The sequence below is a fragment of the Micromonospora sp. WMMD967 genome (assembly GCF_029626165.1).
GTDB lineage: Bacteria > Actinomycetota > Actinomycetes > Mycobacteriales > Micromonosporaceae > Micromonospora > Micromonospora taraxaci.
Genome location: NZ_JARUBK010000001.1, coordinates 3,936,545 through 3,956,535 on the forward strand (window position 1 = coordinate 3,936,545; position 19,991 = coordinate 3,956,535).

10 protein-coding genes and 2 pseudogenes are annotated in these 19,991 nt (G+C 63.6%); 2 read left to right on the forward strand and 10 right to left on the reverse strand.

The features are described 5' to 3' along the window. Positions 1-18: 18 nt before the first annotated feature. Positions 19-1,632: a hypothetical protein gene (locus O7631_RS18185; RefSeq protein WP_278145287.1), complete on the forward strand. Its 1,614-nt coding sequence runs from the start codon at positions 19-21 to the stop codon at positions 1,630-1,632. Positions 1,633-1,874: 242 nt separating this feature from the next. Here O7631_RS18185 and O7631_RS18190 read toward each other — a convergent pair. From O7631_RS18190 to O7631_RS18220, 7 genes and pseudogenes are all read right to left on the reverse strand, one after another. Continuing rightward, a pseudogene (locus O7631_RS18190) lies at positions 1,875-2,000 on the reverse strand (cation transporter); the annotation flags it as partial. Positions 2,001-2,487: 487 nt separating this feature from the next. Further along, on the reverse strand, positions 2,488-2,808 hold the full coding sequence (locus O7631_RS18195) for a CU044_2847 family protein (protein WP_278145288.1): 321 nt from the start codon (positions 2,806-2,808) through the stop codon (positions 2,488-2,490). 240 nt (positions 2,809-3,048) lie between these two features. Continuing rightward, the gene (locus O7631_RS18200; RefSeq protein ID WP_278145289.1) at positions 3,049-7,227 is read right to left on the reverse strand and encodes a trypsin-like peptidase domain-containing protein; all 4,179 of its coding nucleotides are present in this window, start codon (positions 7,225-7,227) and stop codon (positions 3,049-3,051) included. A 186-nt stretch (positions 7,228-7,413) separates the two neighbouring features. Further along, positions 7,414-7,742 (reverse strand): annotated as a pseudogene (locus O7631_RS18205) (transposase); the annotation flags it as partial. Between the two features lie 488 nt (positions 7,743-8,230). Then, positions 8,231-12,652, reverse strand: a complete 4,422-nt coding sequence (locus tag O7631_RS18210; protein ID WP_278145290.1) for a hypothetical protein — start codon at positions 12,650-12,652, stop codon at positions 8,231-8,233. Between the two features lie 247 nt (positions 12,653-12,899). Then, entirely contained in the window at positions 12,900-13,748 is an 849-nt protein-coding gene (locus O7631_RS18215) for an ATP-grasp domain-containing protein (RefSeq protein ID WP_278145291.1), read from the reverse strand. 162 nt (positions 13,749-13,910) lie between these two features. After that, positions 13,911-14,681 (reverse strand): hypothetical protein, encoded by a 771-nt coding sequence (locus tag O7631_RS18220; RefSeq protein WP_278145292.1) that lies wholly within the window; start codon positions 14,679-14,681, stop codon positions 13,911-13,913. A 1,339-nt stretch (positions 14,682-16,020) separates the two neighbouring features. Between O7631_RS18220 and O7631_RS18225 the strand changes: the two genes are divergently transcribed. Continuing rightward, entirely contained in the window at positions 16,021-16,209 is a 189-nt protein-coding gene (locus tag O7631_RS18225; protein ID WP_278145293.1) for a hypothetical protein, read from the forward strand. 938 nt (positions 16,210-17,147) lie between these two features. Here O7631_RS18225 and O7631_RS18230 read toward each other — a convergent pair. The 3 genes from O7631_RS18230 to O7631_RS18240 form a co-directional block, all read right to left on the reverse strand. Beyond that, positions 17,148-18,218: a hypothetical protein gene (locus O7631_RS18230; RefSeq protein ID WP_278145294.1), complete on the reverse strand. Its 1,071-nt coding sequence runs from the start codon at positions 18,216-18,218 to the stop codon at positions 17,148-17,150. 212 nt (positions 18,219-18,430) lie between these two features. Continuing rightward, positions 18,431-19,177 carry an ATP-binding cassette domain-containing protein gene (locus O7631_RS18235; RefSeq protein ID WP_278145295.1) on the reverse strand — a complete coding sequence of 249 codons (747 nt, stop codon included), beginning with the start codon at positions 19,175-19,177 and terminating at the stop codon, positions 18,431-18,433. 82 nt (positions 19,178-19,259) lie between these two features. Further along, complete coding sequence (locus O7631_RS18240; RefSeq protein ID WP_278145296.1) at positions 19,260-19,622, reverse strand: hypothetical protein; 363 nt, start codon at positions 19,620-19,622, stop codon at positions 19,260-19,262. Positions 19,623-19,991 lie beyond the last annotated feature (369 nt).

Genomic DNA, 19,991 nt, shown 5'->3' on the forward strand with positions numbered 1-19,991 from the left:
ATCAAGCAACATTGGGCCATGCCAAGGCAGACGCGTGTGCCGACGTCGCGGGATCAGGTCTACGAGTCCCTCAGAGTGTCGCTACGTGACGTCGGTGTTGGTCATGGTCCCTGGGATGGTGCTGCCGCCGACGACGCCATCTGCGGGATCGCAGACGCTGTAGAACTAGACATCCGGCGCCGCCTAGAGGAACTGGACGTCCGCGAAGTTCTCCGCTGGTCCGCAGGGGAAATGGCGCGCTCTATCGATCTGCAGTACAAGGCTCGAACCGCCCCCGGGGCCTCGCTCGCAGCGGCCCGGGAAGCGCAATTGCACGCTGAGAACGCAGCGGTCGGCCATCTCGTCTGCGAACTCGTTGCACGGCAGTCGGTCGGGGGCCGTCGGCGGGTTCCGACTCGGCGGGACTGCGAAGCCCTTGCTGTCTTGGCCCACGAACTATGGCGGTGGCGGACTGTGGCGGACCGTGTCGCGGTCCGACTGGTTACCGTGGCCAGCGCCCGACTGACCAAGCAAGGCACCTTCGGCGTCGAGGTCCGCGACCGACCTCCCTTTCGGGCTTCCCGATTCGACGACGCCTACGTCAGACGAATGGCCGATCGAGATCCGATCCGAGGGGCCACCGACCGTGCAGTCCTCCAGGCCTTGGCCGAGTCGCTGAAGAAGGGTGGGGAACTCCCTGACGATCTGGCTGACATTGACAGCGCGTTGAAGGCGGACCGTGGCTACGGGCTCATTGATCTCTTTGCCGCCCAGGAGTTCCTCATCGAGGCCAGCGGTGCCGACGACGACAGCGTAACTGGACACAGGTTCGCCAGCCGTGAGGGCCTGGATAGGGCCGTCCGGGTCAACGCCGAGCAGCTCTTGCCTCACGCTAGCCCTGACGGGGTGGTCGAAGCGTGCCGGCACATGATTTGGACGCAAGAACTGCTCCAGGATTCGCCGCTTCAGATGTTCGAGTATCGGGAGTCGACCGCTCGCCTATACAGCCGCCCGATACTCGAACTCGCCGACCGGTCCCTCTTCGTGCCTCGGAACGCGCCTGGACTGGCACGCGTCGTGTTGCTGCAACGAGTCTTGGAGGGAACCTGGCCTGAGCAGTTGTCGTCACAGGACCCGACGCTTCGGAGAGCACTAACGCGGCGTCGGGACCAGGTGCGCCCGGTTGCGGGGTTCGAGGCCGAGCTGAAAAGTGTCCTCGCGACGACGGGGTTGCCCTACGTGGCGGGGGTCAATCCAAGTCGGCCGGGTCACCCCTCCGAGGTGCTTGGGGTGCCTGTACGCGCCGAGATCGACGCTGTCGTTGTCGCGCCACACGTCCGGACCGTTTGGGTGCTTGAGGCCAAGGATCTGGCGGTCCCGTTCTCGGCCCGTCGAATCCGTAGCGAGCTCGACAAGTACCGGCGTCCCGGTGGGCACGTGGACAAGCTGCGGGCCAAGGTTGAGGACGTGGCTACGAATCCCACAGTGGTCGCAGCCCGGCTCTCTATGACTGAGGAAGTTCATACATTCATCGTCCGTGGTCTGTTCGTGACCCGCGAGCCGGCCCCAGCGGCTTACGTCGACGACCGCGTTCACGACTTCGTCACCGTCGACCAGCTGCCAAGCGTCTTATCGAACCGCCTCGGCTGCTGACTAACCAAACGTGGAACCGACTTTTGCGGCACCGGATCCCTAAGTGCGTGTTTGAGATGAGGGTCAGGTCCTGCCAGGGAGCCGCGTCCTGCGGCGTCTGCACATCGACGGTCACGATGAGCCGCTTGCGGCCAGCGTGACTCACCAAGCGGGGACGCAACTCCTCGGCGTGTAGTCGGATGTGTTGGGCGAACCTGCGCGCGGCCGCGGCGGTCAGCGTGGTCAACGGCAAGGCAGTGGTGGCCGCGCCGCACCTCGCGGCCCTCCTCGGCCGTGCAGGCCGTGATGACGAGCGCCGCGACGGGGTCGGCCCAGGACGGACCGAACAGGCTGGTGAGGATCAGGCCGACCAGCAGTACCGCAGCCACGGCCAAGTCGAGCCCCACCCCGTGGGAACACCGGATCAGCCGGGTTCGTCGTGACAGCCGCACCCGCTGTCGCAGCACGGCACGGCACGGCCGGCCGCTTCCGGCATCGCCAACCTCCACAACATCGTCCTCGCCGGCTGACCACCGGCCCAGCCGCGAGCGACGCCTTCACTCAGTTACGAGCCGTCCCCTAGTGGCTGACCGGCTCGTCCGGGTGTCTTCTTACTGCAGCGGTGCCGGTTCCCGCTGTGCCAGCCGTCGATTGACAAAACGGCGAGTGCCACAAGGGCTTAGCGTCGGCCGTTGCCCATGTAGCGCTCAGTTCTGCTCATGCGCCAACGCCATCGCACTAGATCTTCCGACGCGCAGAAACGGCAGGCGCCTTCGGCCGCCGCCGCGGTCGACGACTCGAGATGAGTAGATCCCTCCGCCGCGCGCGTTGATTGCGGATGGTCATTCAGATTCAGATGGTGAAATAATCGGCTGTCTACGCCTTGGTTGGACGCTCCCAGCTCAACCGTACGGTGAAGTGTCCTTCGGTGGAAGTTTTGGCGATGATCGCGCCGGCCTCGGCGTTGAGTTTCACGCCAAATTCGACCTCGATGCTGTCTGGCGAGGTCGCGCCTTCACGGAACGCGCACAGCGCCTCTTGTGCGGCCTCGCGTACGTCGTGCATCGCCTCTTTCAGCTTGAGTCTCGTGTCCGCGACCATGCCGTTTCGGCTGACAGCCTCGAACCCTGGCTCATTGTCAGCAATTTCGACCACGACAGATCCGGTACTCGTCTGGAATTGCATCAATTCACTCATCGTTCAGCGCGCCTTCCGGAGCGAGGAGAGGGAGGCAGTAGCTATTAAAGTATACGACTTAGCCGCATGGTGGTCATCCCTCGTTGGTATTCGTGCCTACCGTCTGGACCTGGGCGACGAGATGTCCTCAGACAGGCGAGTCTGGGGTTGGCTGCCCCTGACCTTGTTGCCAGGAGGCAGGATTGCTAACGCGCCCAACCGGTCTGGATCATCGTTTTGGGGTAGCCGCCATCTGTCGATTCACGACTGGATAAGGGTGGACAGGTCGAGCAACATCATGCCCTTGCTGCCCGCCACCAGCAACCGCTCGCGCAGCATGACCATGCTGCCGATCTCGCCGAATACAGGGATTGTTGCCAGGTGGGTCGAGTCGGCGAAGTCCCATACCTTGACCCGTTCCGAGCCAGCGGTGCACAACACGGCTCGTCCGCCGAGCTTGCCGATCGCAGTCGCCGCGACGGAGTTCTCGTCATAGATCTGCCCGGTTCGTGTGCCTTCTGTCAGGTCGAACATCCGGACCCGTTGCCCCGACCACCAGTCGATGACGGCCAGCAGGACGCTGTTGCCTACCTCACCGATCGTCGCGGTTTCCCATTGGGAGTCGTTGAACATGGTGTCGCCGAATTCCAAGGTCATGATGGCGGAGCCGTTGGTTGGATCCCACACAAGCACCCCGGTGCGGTTAAGCGACAACACAACTGAGGACCCCCGCATCTGTCCGGCCTTGATGTGCAGGCTCCTTGTGTCCTCGAACAGCACGTCTCCTGAGCGAAGGTCCCAGCCAATCACGCCGCCGGCCGCGAGGTTGGCTACTACCGCGGCCCTGCCATCGATCTCGGCGATGTCTGCGCTAGCCACCGGAACGGCTGTGAACGGACCAGGTATCCGGGTCTGAGACGTCAGGTCCCACACGTGAAGATCGCCATCGGTGGTGACCACGGCGGCGACGCTAAATCCTGCGGCGGTGGCCGAGACGAGGCGATTACGCCGGAAATGTCGGTGTCCGTCTGAAGTCGCGGTGTTGAGTTGCCTGGTCCCATCATCGGTGGCCAGGCTCGCGGTCAGGGCGCCGGTGCGTAGGTCCCAGACGGAGACACCCTTTGTCGCAGAATTGACGGCAACGATCACCTCATGGTGCTTGGTCTGCGCGACGGCGAGGCTGGCGATAGATATGGCCTGAGAGTTCTCGGTGTTATGCGCCTCGACCGATCGGGACATGCGGCTGAGGTTCCATACCCGGGCGGCATCGTTTCCGGCGCTGACCAGGTACGTGGTGTCATGCGACTGGGCTACCTCCACGGTGTGCACGAACGATGTGTGCCCAACGAGCGGTGGGCCGATCGGTTGTAGCGTGTCAAGGTCCCACGCCTGAAGGGCGCCACTTGATGTCACTAGGATGTCACGATCGTCGAGTCGGCCTACGGCCAGTCTGGTCGCCGCCACCCCTATCACGCCCACCGTTGTACCTGTGGCCAAATCCCACAGCTGCACCGAGGCTCCGCCGGTGATCGCGATCGTCCGGCCATCGCGTTCGAACCCCGCCACGCAGGAGGCGCTGTCGGCCACGGTCCGATCGGCTACCTTCGTCCCATGCAGGACGATCGGGTCCTGAAGCGGTGCTCCGCTGTCGAAGTCCCAGGCTCGTAGAGTGCCGTCGCGAGCGACGCTCAGGATCGTGGCCCTATCCGAGATGGTAACGATGGCCACCCCATCGACAGGGCCGGTATGCCCAGTCAGGGGTTCACCCATCTGCCCTTGGTTGGTTAGATCCCATCTAATTAGCGTCGTGTCCTGGCTACCGGTGACGGCCACCGGTCGTGATGAGACGCCGATGTATCCGGTCGCGACACCGTTGACCCAGTCGTGGTGCGTCCCCCCCTGAGCTAGCTTGGTAGCGGTTCCGATATCCCAGAACGCCACATCGCCGTTTTCCGAATCATCGGGACCCCGCCATGCACCACTGCCCGTTATCGCTACCGTTCTCGACCCCTCCACCGCCGCGGCGACCACCCGAATGGCATCGACGGGAGCCCTGATCGGTTCAGTCAGCGGGCGCCCTGTTTCTAGGTCCCAAATCCTGATGTAGCCACTGCGCTTCGCGTCGTTCGCACCTTCCCGCTGACCGCTCGCCGTGACGACGACGGTGCGGTCACCGGCGCGGGTAACTGTCGCCGCACTGGACCAGCCTGGCTCGTCGGTCAAGGGATCCTTGAGAAGGTGGTGAGGGCTCGGTGGGCGCCAGGCAGCCCAAATCACCCGCCATGGCATGGTCTCGGATTCGACCAGGTTGCTCAGCAGCGCGTCGGCCCCATGATGCCGTGCCAGCATGGCCAGGATGGCGGTACCCTCGGTCCAGTCGCGGTATCTCAGCTCGTGGCAGGCCAGCAAATAGACAGCTCCGGATGGCGTGGATTCCCGTAATGCGGCCACCCGAGGCAGGAGCTGGTCGGCATCGGCCGAAAGCAGGAAGCCTGGGTCATCCAACATCGGGCCGAGTACCCCTGCCGCGGCGGCATGGACCGGAAGATATCTGGTGAGATACGGCTGCGCTGAACGCCAGTCGAGTGTTCCCCGTGGAGTTCGCGGTATTGCGCCCGTGAGGACGTCGGCAATGGCGCGCTGGTCCCGTACTGGCTCGCGACGCAGGTGCCGGGCCAGAGCGCCATGATAGAGGCTGTAGACAACTGTGTCGCCGAACTCGGTCCAGCGCACCAGGTCCGAGGCGGCGCTCTCCGTCAACCAGCGGATGTCCTGGCGAGTGTAGGTGCCGCCGCTTATCGCGTTGGCGCAGTCGAGCCACAGTCGCTCGCCGGGCAGGCCGTCGCCTTCCGCGTAGGCGAGAGGCGTGAGCAGCTCCCGGGCACGCACCTCATTGTTGTCAAGCCGGCCCAGGTAGGCGTCCATGGCCTCGCCGACATCAGCCGGCAGCTGGTCTTGCCAGTCCGCACGGCTGGTGTCGACGATCCGCCCGGCTCGGGCGAGGGATCGCGCCGTCAATTGCGCAATGAGGAAACTCGGAGTAGCTCGGCGGCTGACCGCGAGAGCGACTGCTTTGACTTCGTCGGCATTCCAGTTGTGTTGAACTCCCTCGGCCTGCAGGAGTTTGTCCACGTAGCCAACAAGCGCTGAAAAATCAAGCCAGGGCGCTTCATCCAGGTCGACGATCGAGTCAGGACCGACGCCAAGTGCGTCGAGCAGGGAGGGACCCAACTTCCGTTGGCGAGCCCGGGTCCCAACAACAATCCGGACGCCGATACCCAAGCCGTCCCTCCACAGTGGTCGCAGGAGCTGCGTGGCGATACGGATCGATTCCTCCGGGCCGGAAGCCTCGTCGAGGGCGTCAACCAGTAGCGAGAATGGGCGACCACGTTCGATCAGCTGCGCGACCAGCGCAACGTGGTCATCGGCATCGATCTGGAAACCCTCGGCAATGATCTGGACGATCTCGTTCATCGTCCGCGCCTGGACATGGATCGCCAGATCGATGCCGTCCCGACCGGGGTCGAGGTCCGGCGGAAGAAGGGGCTCCGCGATGAGCTCCCGGTAAAGCGGATCCGACAGCGTCACCAGCCGGGCCAGAATGGCAGACTTGCCGGAGCCCGGGCCGCCGGTGACCACCGTAATGGCTCCCCGTCCGGTGCCATCGCGTAGCCGTGCGACGACCGCTCGTAATGCTTCGGCCCGACCTGTGAAATACGAGCCACCCTGGCTCGCTCGTTCAACCCCCCGGGCCTGTGGATCCCAATGCGGCAGGAAAGACGATCGGTTCAGGCCCGCCCGCAGTAACGGATCCAGCGCCGGCCAAGCGGTCGCCAACTGTGCGGCGGGAATCAGCCAAGCCGTCTTGGTGCCGGGTTGGCGGTCTCGGCCGACGACGATCCCGACGACCGCCCCCACATCATGATCCCAAACCGGGCAGCCGCTAAAGCCCCGGTCGACGGTCATGCCGGTCGATCTAGCGTCGTCGATCTGTAGCCATTCCAGGCCTGGCCCGGCATGGCCCCGCAGCACCCCGGTCGCCCAGACTCCATTGGGATAGGCCTTTGGAAAACCATACACACTGAGCCGGTGGTCGAACGGTCGCCGCGGTCGACGAACCGGCGCGGGAACCGCCGCGGCGGGCAGCGCGCCAACCAATCGGAGGACGGCGATGTCACCACGATGATCGTCGTCCGGTGGCCACCAGCCTTCGTCAGCGACGACGGCAGGGACGGGATCGTGGTCCGGGAAGGCGGGAAACCGGACGTGGAGCGGCCCGACGGGCCTGTCGGTGTCGGAACTCCCTACCGCAGCCAACACCACATGTGCACACGTGAGGACGTGCGAGGCGTCGACCAGCACGCCGCCGCCAACGGGGCCGGGCAGGACCTTAACTAACCACTTCGGATGTTCGGGTCCTACAGTCGGTGCGAAGTGCATGCGCCGAGCGTAGTATGACCGTGTGTGAAGAACGAGGCCACGCTCGGGTAAAGCGAAGCTGTGAGCCACGCTCCGTCCGCCCACATGGCCTTCGATGTTGTCGCGCTGGCGGCTGACCCGGAAATCTGGGATCGCCGCTGGTGACGTACAGCCCGAACGGGCGCACGCTGGCCAAGGGCTGTCTCGCTAAGGGTCCTTCCGGCGATCTTGGTTATTAGGTTCAGCGGCCGCTGAGGTGATGACAAAGGCGTTCAGGGCGGGCTTCCAGCGCATCGTCCATCGGGCTCGGCCTGCTTCAGCGGGTCCAGGGACCGAGTCACCATATATAGAGACTTCAACGCGGCCAGCTCACTCATGAAGTGGCTGCGGGCCTTGATCGCCCTCCGGTATTGGGCGTTCATCCACTCGATCGCGTTCGTCGAGCAGATGACCTTGCGGATTTCCAGGTCATAGTCGAGGAACGGGATGAACTCGGCCAACGCGTTGTCCCACAATCGGATCACCGCCGGATACCGGTCGCCTCAGTTCTCGGGACGATGAGACCTGACGGGGTTCTGTGTGGCACCCCAGTTACCCCCCGAAAATCCCACCCAATCCTTGACGAAGGGTGACAAGCGGCGATGAGTGCCTGGCGGTGTCTCTGCAGCTCAACGGCCACTTTCGGCAAGCAGTGACAAACTTGGTTCGATTACTGTTGGTAACAAGGGGTTTTGACAAGCAATGACAAGCCCTGAACGAGGCTCGACATGAGGTTCTCCCGGGTTCAAGTCACTCGTTCCTCTGAGCGCATGGGCCCGAGTCTGGCGTCGCAGTCTCGTGCTGCAGAAAGCGGCAGGCGACGAGTTTGGCCGCACCGGACTGCAAGTTAACGGACGTCGCCGCCAAGCTGAGAGAATTCACGCAGGAGAGTTCACTTGGCGCCGCCGGAGTCTCGCATGCTCAGCGCGAGGGGGTCCATTCCGCCGAATGCGGTGCAGCTGGGCAAGTGGGCTCCCATCCAAGGCTAACGCTCGCCGGCGAGCGCCTGATCGAGGCCGTAGGCGCCAGCGGCGGAGAGGCCGTCGATCACGTCGAGGCAGCGTTCCCTGGTCCGTTTGTCGCCCTGTCGGTATAGGCGTAGCACGACATTGATGATGTGGTTGCTCATCGCGGCGCGGGCGGTGCGGAAGTCGCCGAGTTCGCGGCCAGCGGTCTTGACTGCCTTCTCGCAGGCCGGCAGAGCTGCCGCGGGCAACAGCCGCGTGCTGTCGTCGAGGGCCATGAACAGCTCCTCGAAGTGGGCCTCGTAGGCAGTGCTTGTCACAAAGGCGTCGATGAGTGTGTCCGCGGTCCGAGGCGGAAGGTCGTCAACTAAGCGGAGCGCTTGTGCGGAGGCCTCGCGCACGGTTGGGTCTTCGTCGTCGAACAGTTGGATCAACTGCTGGAGTGCGATCGAGGGGTCGGAGGCGAAGGCCTCGGCGGCTCCACGACGGGCTGGTGCACTTAGTGCGGTGATGTCACGGGGCGCCGGGTCGACGAGCAGATCGTGCACGAGCGCGACCGCCCATGTGAAGCCCGCACGTTCGGCGACTGAGTCTTGCCCAGTGAGCGCGCGGAGCAGGTGCGGTGTGAACGTGGCAGGGTCGCGTAGTAGGGCGTAGGTCAGCAGGCGGCTGACGGTCACCGAGTCGAACAGGTCGAGCGGGGATGCGTCGAACAGGTCGCATGCGATCTTCAGGGCTGTCTCGCGTCGGCAGTTCATTAATGCGCCCACTGCCTCGGCAGCCTGGGTGCGTACCGCGAGGACCGGGTCGGTCGCGAGCTGGGCGATGATCGGGGTGAACCGATCGGCGTGTTCCGGGATGGCGAACAGCAGGCGGGCTATCGTCCGCGCCGCGGTGCCTCGCGTAGAATTCAGGCCCGCCATGAGCAGGTCGCCGCCGTAGTAGTAGCTGCCTGAGCTGGCGGGTGTTCGGGCCCACTCGCGGTCCGGGTCGCCGTCTTCCGCGCAATCCTCTAAGAGCTGAAGCATCGTGTCGGTGGCGTCAACACCTACGGTTTCGATGGCGTCGCAGATCGGGCGCCCGACGTCCTGTTTCGCGGTGTCGCGGGCGCGGACGCAAAGCTCCGTGAGGAGTAGGGTCGGCACGCTGCCGGCTACCGCGTCGATCACTCGGGCGAAGTAGACCGCTGGTGTGTCGGTGTCGAAGGTCAGCGCTAACCGAGCGAACCGCTCCGGCTCTGCCTTCGCTCGCGTGCCGAGTACGTTCGCCAGTTCGTTCGCTCCGCCTACCGGGTGATCACCTGACCAGTCCGTGTGGTCGCTCCGGTGTTTCCGGATCGCGCGGATCCAGTCCTGGTCGGTGAGAAAGCCAGCGGCTGTGCCGGGGACTGGGGAACCGACAAAGCGGGCTACTAAGGCTCGGGGCCCGGTTACCGGCCAGTTGCTGAACTTCCTCTCCAGCTCACCGAGCCTTCGAGTGACCTGGGCGCTGCACCGTGTCGGCTCAATCGCGCCCAGTAGTTCGTATTGGGCGCGACCGTACGATTGGCGGCGCTCACCGCTTTTCTCCCAGTCCGGGTAGTAATCGAGGAGTCGTTGGGCAAGCGCCTGCAGGTGCTCGTCATCGCAGCGCAGGGTGGCGGCTGCGATGAGTTCTCGAGAAGCCCACCGAGGGCTGTCGGCCCAACCGAGCCGGAGATTACGCTCATCGGAGAGCAACCAGTCGACAGCGTCATTGCTCGATTCCGCTGCCGCGAACGTGCGGCATGCCAGGAACCGTAATTCGTTGGCGTCGTTGTCGGCGAGCAGCCGAATCAAGGCAAGCGTTTCGTGTGGTCGGTGGGTAGCGAGCCCGCGCAGCGCGTCCTCAACACCGCCGTACAGCGCGTCGTCAATCCCATGACGGCCGACATGCCGGTACGACCACCGGCTGCGAGCGCGACGCCCGCCCGTCCTGACCGCCTCACCGGCTGCCCCCACGATGCTGCAGATGAAGGGTAGGACTTCGTCGACGAACTCTGCTGGTGCGGCTGCCGCGACTTCTGTGATGGTCGACGCGCCGCCGCCGGACGAGTAGTCATTGAGGTGTCCAGAGGCGAATGGGTCGCTGCTGCCGTCCGCTCGGGCACGGACGCATGCGCGACGTAGGTACGCGCCAATCAGGCGCGCCGCCCCTGCCGGGGCGTCGGTCTTCAAGCCGTAAAGGATTGACCAGAAGTCGCTGTTGACCGCTATCGGCCCTCGGGCATCGTCGAGGTCTCCGCGTTCGACCAGTTCTACCGCGAGATCGACCAAGCGAGGTCTTAACGACCACTCGATGAGGGCACGCAATCGCATCCGCCATGGCTCGGAGTCTCCGATGTACGGACGGACGAGAGTGGCGGCTCGGTCCGGACGTTCCCGGGCGGCAAAGATCAGCTGATGTGCGGCGACCTCTACAGTGGCAGGGTCGGCCAGCAATGCCTCCCACCTGCCTGCCGTATCCGCGGCGTCGAACCAGCGGGGCATGGACAACAGTGCGGCCAGGCGCGGGCCATGTGTGTTGTCGCCGAAGGCGAGTGGCTCGATCGTCCGCCAGTCGTCGGCGTCAGCGTCCAACTGCTGCTGCACCGCGACGACGACGTCCTTAAGGTGTCGACGGACGCTGTCGCTGGTCAATAGCCGTACCACCGTTGCCCGGAACGCCTCGCGATCGTTCGCGGCCAAGTACTCGAGTACCTGGCGGGTCGGTGCGCGCCGGAACAGGTGTTGACCGGAGTCGGCCAGGTAGTCGTGCAGGTCCCGATTCTCGGCGATGAACGCCGTTGCGAACAGGAAGTCGAAGTAGGTTTCGTGAAAGAACGCGAAACGGCCGCTCTCCGACGCCAAGATCCCGTATGAGCGAAGGGCGCCGACCTCCCTAGGTGAGGCCAACCCAAGCACCGCAGCAGGGGCGTCCAGCCGCTCGTTGGCGCTCATGTACCCGACCAGTGCCCCCATGATCCCGCTCCAATCGAGTCCGCCGACGTGACGCTCGATGTCACGGCGGGTTTGCGATGTGAGCTCCTCATACAGATCGGAGAGGGTCCGGTACGGGGACGTTCGGCTTCCAGGTGATAGCCGGCTGAACACCGCGAAATGCAACGGTGTGCACAGCAGCTGCAGCGTGTTGTCCGAGAGGATGGTCGGGTCGGATTCGTTCGCCTCTAGCGCCGCGCGGACGTTGTCGAGGTCCAGCTCACCGACTGTCAGGCGATCCACACGCGGGTCGTCGACCAGCGATCGCATCCGTGGGTCGGCTGTCAGGTCGGCGGTCCGCACCACGAGCACGACCTTGACGTTGGGCAGGGGTGCGGCCTGGTCAAGCAGCTCGGCGACCGCTTCGTAGGAGTCCGAAATCCGCCCGCTGTAGGTACTGACCGCGTCCAGTTGGTCGACGAGCAGCACGGCTGGAGAGCCATCAGCCACCCCGCCCAGGAGGACTGCGGGCGATCCCGTCAGATCGAATGCGCGCCCCACGCTGGCCGCAGTATGCACCTCAGTGCCGACTGCGTCCATCCGGATCGTGACGGCATGCCAGCCCTGCGAGCTGAGCACCCGCAGCGCCTCCGCAGCGACCGTGGACTTACCCGTACCGGCCCGTCCGTCCACCAGCAGCACCCGCCCGCCGTCCACTTTGCGCAGTTGTTCCACCAGCTGCGCAACATACGGCTGAGCGACAAGGCCATGTGTGGGGCGTGTTGCCTCAACGCGCCGACGGTGCCGCTCGACGGTGGCCACCAGGGCATCAACCGCGGCAGGGTCACCCGCGAGTAGACGCCGAGAGTACCCTTTCTGTTTCAAGCGGTCCCACAGCAAGGGCGCGGTCACCGTCTGGTGCAGCAGGTCGTCCAGCCAACTCCGTAACTCGTTGACCGTGGTTTCCGCGTCACCCTGCAGGAGTGATTCGTAGGTTAGGTGGACGAGGCGGCGAAGGTGCTCGACGGGGTGATGCTCGACCCACACCCGCCGTAGGTAGTCCCACGCCTCGGTCTCGGTGACGTTCCACGTCCTGGTCAGCCGCTCGAAGCCTGGCAACTGCGTGCTGGTAAGGATCTCACGGTATTCAGCAAGGCCTTCTGCGTCACGTGCACGAGACGACAGCGCCGCGAGGTCGGACGCGTAACTCGAAGTCACAAATCGAAGACTGTGCCCGTCTGCAAGGTGGCCGATGGCAGAGGGCAGGACACCCTCCGTGATCAGGCGATGCAGAGTCCAGGTGTGCTGTGCATCCTTAACCTGCTCACACCAGCGCACGCCAGGCTCGTCGATCCAGAATTCGATGCCGGTACCCCCCGCTACGGGAGGTTCCAGCCGCAGCTTCGTAGCCTGGCCCTTCAGGATGTCGGCTAACCGGACCAGGGTCCACCAGCCTTCGTAGCGATCACCAAGCTTGGAGGCTGCTCCGCCTGGAAGAGACGACACTGCCCTCCCCTTCTAGCGACGGAGATTGGCTAAGGCACGGTCAACCAACCTACAGGGCGAGGCGGGCTACGCGTCACAGCTAGCGCCCCGCGTGGCGAGCTGGCGGCACCGGGCACGTTGAGGTCTCCCGTTCTCCCCCTGGTCACACCGGCCCGACGCTGACAACTAGTGCCAAGAGGCTGCAGTCACCGGGTGGGTCGGGCCGGGTCGTCGAAGGATTCCGGGCTGTGCTGGAGGGCCGTCGTGTTCATTGGACGCCCGTACGTAGTGCAGCGACAAAGTCGTGAGGGCTGATGGTGGTGGGGCGGTCGCTGACCTGGGCGTCGCCGAGTTCGATGACGCGCCAGGTGTCGTCGTCGCGTTGGGCGAGGTCGATGGTGACGAAGGGCAGGTCGAGGGCGCCGACCAGCGGTGTGAGCGTGCTGAGGTCGAGGTTCGTGGGTGGAAGTTCGTTGGGGGTGTCGGGGTGCGCGCCGACGAGTGCGCAGGTGCCTCCGATCCACCAGGTGCGTGCCTCGGCGGTGGTGAAGTGTTCGAAGGCGCGTAGGACGAAGCCGCCGGTGAAGTCGTCGGCGCGGAGTTCCAGGAAGCGGGCGGCGATTTGCCAGGCGGTGGTCGGGTCGGTGAGATCGGGGATGTACGTGGCGCCGTGCCAGTGGTGTTTCATCGACTTCGTGTAGTCACGCAGCACCGCGGCGCCGGTACCGAGCCGGATGCGTGCCTCGTCGAATGCGGTCCGCTCCGCGCTGGTGGTCCAGGTAGAGGTCGGGGTAACCGGGGCGAGCTGGTGGTACCAGCCGGGAAGTTCGTGGGCGCGACGGTAATCATCGCCGCCGGTGAGCAGGTTTACGCCACGAGCGGCGAGGGCGTCGGCGAAGGCCGCGTACTGATTGCTGCGGAGCATCCACCCGCGGTAGACCGCGACGCCGCCGGCGGGCACGGCCGTGATCGCGCGCTGCGGGTCGTCGCGGGTCAGTGCGTCGTGGTCGACCACGGCGACGTTGACGCCGGCGGCGCAGGCGGCGTCGGCTTCGGGCGCGAAGTGGTCGTCGGGCCGGCGTGGCCGTAGGGGGTCCGAAGGGACCAGCAGCATCATCGGGGCATCGTGCCGGAGGGACGACCTCGGGCGATATCTGATATTCCGATCGGGCAGGTAATCCTGATGCTGCCCCCGGGTGTCTGCCGATTGTTCGAAGGGGAGTGGCGCGTTGCTTTCATGAGGGCCCAGTCGGGTCGCGGGGAGCATGGCCTTGCGCAGCTACCCGGTTGGCGAGGCATCGCCGTCGGATCGCCAGTCGGTGAACAGCTCGGCGAGTCTGGTCTTGGTCTGGTCGGTGAGGACCTCGGTGGCGTCATCTCCGAGTGGTTTCAGGGCGTGTTGCCGTACTGCGGGGTGTTGTGCTGGTGCGGGGCAGATGAACACGGCGAGTATCCGTAGTGCGCGCAAGGCTTCGTCATGTGAGATGAGATCGAGCAGCGGCGCGCCCGCAAACGCTGCTGCCTGAAATCCGTGCCATGCTTTGTCAACGATCAGACTGACAACGGCTTCGGTGACGTGCGGTCGGTCGCCTTGTAGTGCCGAGCCCAGGATCAGGGCTTTGACCTTGTTGGGGATGCTGTCGAAACCTCGTCGAGTCATCTCGACCGCTTGGACCAGCCCGACAAAGAGATCGCACCATCCGTGGTGAGTGAGGTCGCGCTTCACGCTGGTGGCGTCCGGGGTGGCGCGGTCGAGTTCGGTAGTGATCTCCCGCCAGGCTCCGCGCGTCATCTCTTCGGCAAGCGCTGTCACCTGCTCGACCGGCGACGGGTACGGCTCACCGTCTCCGGTCCTCTCATGCAGTGGCGGCTCGGCAAGCCAATCCGCGATGTCCAGGCGAGCAAGATCGGCGGTGATCTCCTGATTGCGGCGGCTCTGCTCCAGACGCCGCGGACGGTGACCCGCCCAGACCAAGTTGCCCTCGAAGCGCCCCCGTCTTCCGTGACGGATCAGGCGGTCATGGCCGGCTCGGTCGAGCCAGCCCTGCACGCCATGCTGGGAGCCGCCGCATTGTGTGCAGAGGCAACGATGTCCCCAAGCTGTCTCGCAACCAGGATTGTGCCTGCCGGTGTCCATGTTGCGGCCGCCTCGCTCATCCGATCGACCCGGCTGCGGTGTCGACACCAGCGATTAGCTAACACAACGAAACCTTCGCAACACTCTACGTCGCCGACTGATCTATGCCAACGTCGATCGAGGCTGTCGAGCGGACGGAACATCACCCTCCCCATCGGACCAGCCTGGCCAGATGGCTTGTCCATCGCCGCAGCGGCGCACACGGTCAATCGTGCGACTGGCCTCGTCCGGCCGGTGAACCTGCTGCTGTGCCGCCACATGACGGATTCGAGGGCTGAAGACCGTCACCACTGTGCTGCGGGCCCAAGCTAAAGGTCCGGGACCACGTTGTAGAAGGCGGGCCAGCAACACCTGTTGGAGATGCGTCAGCGTGAGCCATCCCCACCCCCGAACGGCGCTCGTGGATTCGGGTCCGAGACTCGGACGAATTTGCACCGGGTTCACGTCATGGCGGCCGGGCTCGGCATCGTGACGACCGCCCGCTACTGGTACCCATATCGGTGGATGGTTGCGTCGATGTCATGCGTCCCTTGACACGGTGTGCGCTGCTGGGTAGACGGCGTTCGTGATTGCGTCGATCTCTGTGGTGGATGTCGCCAGGAGGTGGAGGAGGGCTAGCCATGCGCATCTGCGCCGCCTGTCGAGTGGACCAGCACACCGTTGTACGTATCGGGAGTTGGGGCGTGCCGCACGGTGCTCAGGGGCACCAGGTCAACTACCGCTGGAGGAGCCTGTTCGCCTGCCCGCAGTGTGGGGCTGGCCTTCTCGTGTACTTCGACCATGATTGTTTCCACCAGCCCTGGGAGGAGCCGTGGGACATGGACTGGTCGTGGCCGGTCGCCGACGGGGTTCAACGGTTGACGGCTGCTCTTGCCCGGTGTGCGGATCCGCTGCAGTCGTCGTGCGAATGCCCTGTGCACCGGTCGTTGCGGGACAGCATCGAGAAGGCGCTGCCACGTGAGGTTCCGGTGACGGTCGCGCTGACTGCGGAAGGGCTGCCACAGATTCGGTCAGCACCCATGCCGTGAGGCGGGGCGACACGGTAACAGGACCAGCGGAAGCGATCAGGCGTTCCCGGCCAGGTAGGTCACCGGTCCGACTCCCGTGCGTGTTGAGGTCCACTCTCGATTTGGCCAAGCCCGACTGGGGGTTCGAGAGGCGTTGAGCCCGAAAGGGAGCGGAAGTTGCCGGCGCTCGTGACTACGCTACGTGGGCATGCGATCAACGAAGATCAACATAGGAGTGAGTCCAGATGTGCGTCACCAAGGCGCAGATCACGAAGCTGGAGGACAAGTTCTACCCGTCCGACGCCAGCAGTGTCGCCCTTGACCTGAAAGCGATGGGACAGCAGGCTGCCGCCGAGTTCCGTGGGACGCACCCCGAGATTAAGGAAGAGGCTGTGCAAGCCCTCGCCTGGAGTTACACGTTGGACGTCAGGTAGAGCGGGCCGTGCCGGCCCGGCGGTAGTGAGGGCGGCCCGTGGGTTTTCGCCCTTGCTGGCTAAGAACTCCTAACTCTTTGAGCGCTGCAGTCAGCGCCAGCAGATGATGGCCCTTCCTCGTTGAAACCATAATCGCCATCTTTAAGTAACTGTCATACGGCAGAAGCGGCTGTACCCCCCTGCCGGGGGAGCACAGCCGCTTCTGCCCTGCGAGGATCCGTAGCGTTCGGGCGGCTGGCTATCGAATGACTGTGGCCGACATCGAGTGCTAAAGGTGCGGCCCTATCCGATGCGCCTTACCGAATAAGGGAAGAGGCCACTCTCGCAACCGCCGCAGTCGCCAAGCAGTGGCGCGATAGGCGACGATCCCCCCCGTGATTAGCACCATGCAAAGCCCGAGGCTTGCTGGATCCTGATAGGGGCGAGCGCTAAACTCCCACCACTCGTAGAGCCCATGTCCACGATATCCCCAGTACCAAAGAGTTGCTGCCGCTCCAACTGGCAGCGTCCAAGACAACTTCCAGCCAAGGGCAGCCCCTGCGAGTAACGCTAGGCCAAACCATGCCAGCCAGGCACGCGCAATTATCAGGAGAGTTGATAGGTCGAGCGCAAGGCTGCAGAGGCCTAGGAAAATGGCCGCACACAGCAGGGAAAGTGCGCTCAGCCAAAAGCATTGTTGACGGCGGAGGCGCGCAGTCTGAGGTTGTTCGAGGTCGGCTAGGCGGCTATCTAAAAGAAAGACCGGAAGCACTCCCGGTAAAAGCGTCAACATCCTCCAGATAGGCACGTCCCCTTGCCCGCCCTGACTAGCGGTAGGCATCGAAATGCCATGAAGGCCGATAAGGGCTGTGACAAGACCCCCAGCGGCTACCGCTGCGATGATGTGAAGCGAGCGCCGAACGTACAAGAAGGAGTAGACGACCTTGTCGACCGGCATCCTAGCTGTCCGCCTTGCAGTACAGCCTACTGAGGTAGACTACTTCTTTCTCGGCCCAACGAAACTGCTCGGAAAGGGGATTGTCGTTGGCCACCTGGCGGCCCAGATTCCACGAATTGTGAAGTTCCGGCGGCGCATTTGTTCGGTAGTCGGGTGTTCCTCCACCAGCGAGATAGGTCTCTAGCCACGCATCTACTGCGGCGCTGCGCGCCTTGTCCGCTTCAGGCATCGCTGCCCAATCGCAGATTCCGTAACGAGCGTAGCTATTGGTTAGGATTGCCCTCGCGATTCCTCCTGAATAGGACCAGCGGCTTCCTTCAATCACACTGAACGAAGGCGGGGCTTCCGGGTCCTCGAAGATTCGGGTACGTCCTCCGCTACGATAGATCTGTATCGGATCTAAGCCATATTCGTTTACACGAGTTGGCGGGGAAAAGGCTGCTGGGAGAACCTCGGCCCTCCGTTGTACCTCCGCAAGTTGCGACAGGTACTTCTCGTGCTCAGGCCAGATGCACAAGGCCATTTGCCCTGAGGTGCATGAGACTTTTTCTGGCACCGTCCGTTGTGTAACGACGCTCGTTCCGAACATCGTGGCGGCAAGTACGAGGGCTACAGATCCAGGTACGAGAAGCGTCCGCATGGAGGGCTCGACGGTTGAGGGAATTGTTGCTAACGCAACTAGAAGTGCCACGACTAGTGCTAGTCGCAGAATCAGCGCCTTCGAGTCGAGGATTACCTCTGGTCGGCCACTTATGACGACGAAGTCGCCCCAGTTGGACAGGAGTCCGACGAGGAGTAGCCAGCTTAGAGCCGCCACCAGTGCGGCAAAGATCGATCCGAAGATCCTGCCGAGGGTCCAGCCTAAAGTAATAGAGAGCATCGTCGTGAACAAGCCGAAAGTGGCATACATAAACCAAAGAGATAGGCCAGGAGGGAAGGTTCGCGCGGTGAGAGCGAAGCCGACGATCTGTCCTAGTAGGTAGGGTACCGTCAGGACGATGACCACTGAAATAAGTCGTTGGCCTTCGCCTATAATCGTACGGATCGATGTCGCTTTGAGTTGCTCGGTCATCCGGTTTCGTGCGGGAGCCGCCGCAGCCCATGCTGCGCAGCCTGCGGTTACGGCGCCGACAACATACGTCGGCACCTGAGCTGCTGCGCCAGTTTCTGGCCATACGCCAATCCAGGATCGGCCGCGTAGCAGAAGTACGGCAAGATCTATCGCAATCAACGGGATGATTGCCCATCGAACTGGCGAATTGCGGACGTGCAGCCAAAGAGTTGTCACAGTTGCCGCTCCTCTTCAGGAAGCAGGCTCATGTAGGCCTTCTCCAGGGCGGAATGACCGGGGAAGTCGGCCGAACCGAGGGCTTCAAGATCACTAACCGTGCCATCGAACTGACTTGCGCCATTGTGGAGTACGATCACACGGTCACATATGGCCTGGACGTCGTGGATCAGATGGGTACTGAGCACGACGACCGTGCCGGCAAGATTTGAGATAACCTTCCGAAACTGCAAGCGCTGTCGCGGGTCCAATCCGACGGTCGGCTCGTCTAGCAAGGCAAGACGTGGTCTTCCTACCGTTGCCCAAGCAATTCCTGCACGACGGCGCATACCACCAGAAAGCTTGCGCATCTTCGTGCGCCGCATGTCGCTGAGGTCGACCAGCTCAAGTGCATCAATGACTGCTTCCTGCCGACTTCGTCGCCCGACGCCTCGTAGCCAGGCCGCATAAGTCACGAAGTCTTCGACGGTCATTTGTGGGTCGTAGCCGAAGTCCTGCGGCAGGTATCCGATTTCATTGCGAGCTACTCGAGCGCTCCGCTCATCGACGATGTGTAAATCGCCGAAACTGAGCCTTCCAGAGCGTGGGGGCAGAACGGTAGCTAGTGTGCGGATTAAGGTCGTCTTGCCGGCGCCATTCGGCCCCAGCAGCGCCGTAACACCGGGGCGCAGTGTTAAATTAAGTCCCTCAAATACTTGCTTTCCGCGGTACCCCTGTGCCAACGCATCAAGAACGATCTCCATGAGCCAACCCTACTAGACGTGAAACGCGGGGGTGCGACGGACCGCCGCACCCCCGCATGCTGCCTGTTCGCGAACGAATTGACTAGACGCGGATCCAGGCGTCGCTGATGCCCCAGAAGCAGTCTGTGCCGGAGTGGAAGCTCGTGCTTCCCTTTGCGCGGCCCACGGTGAGCCAACGATTGCCGTCAGCCCCGGTGCAATTCACCTCCGAGTCGTAGACGGCGTTCTTCGTGGCCGACGAGCAACCCTGCCCCCAGGCGGTGTTCCAGAACTGCGTATAGCAGCCTTCCGCCTCGAGAGTCTTGCCGGCGGCATTTGCAGGAGCTCCGAATCCGAATGCGATAACGCCGGCCGCGATAGCTCCGATTGCGAAAGCTTCTGCAGCCTTCTTGGGTTGATTCATCATGGACACTCCAAACGAATAGTGCAGGGTCGTACGATCCATGACCAATCATGAATGTTGATGCCCCCGCTGGTATGTAAAAGACGTTAGCAGTGGTTTGATCACCACGGGCCCCGTCGATGCCGGGCGTGACTTTTGGGTCTGCAGATCGGCGACTCTGAGTGATCCACATCAGCTAAGACGAGGCGGTGACCTTGCGTCCTGCGCTGGTGATCTATACAGAGAGTATGATGTAACGTTTTGGTAACGCCGATCCGACTTGGTCACTAGGTGCTGCTCGCTCTTGGCGAGTCGAACCGCACTCCGTGGCAACCCCGCGCCGACCCCCGTGGGCAGTCTCAGGCGGCCTAACCGCCGCGATGCAGCGGTGCGCGGAGGCAATAGAGCGCTGGACCATCGTTGGCGGCGCGC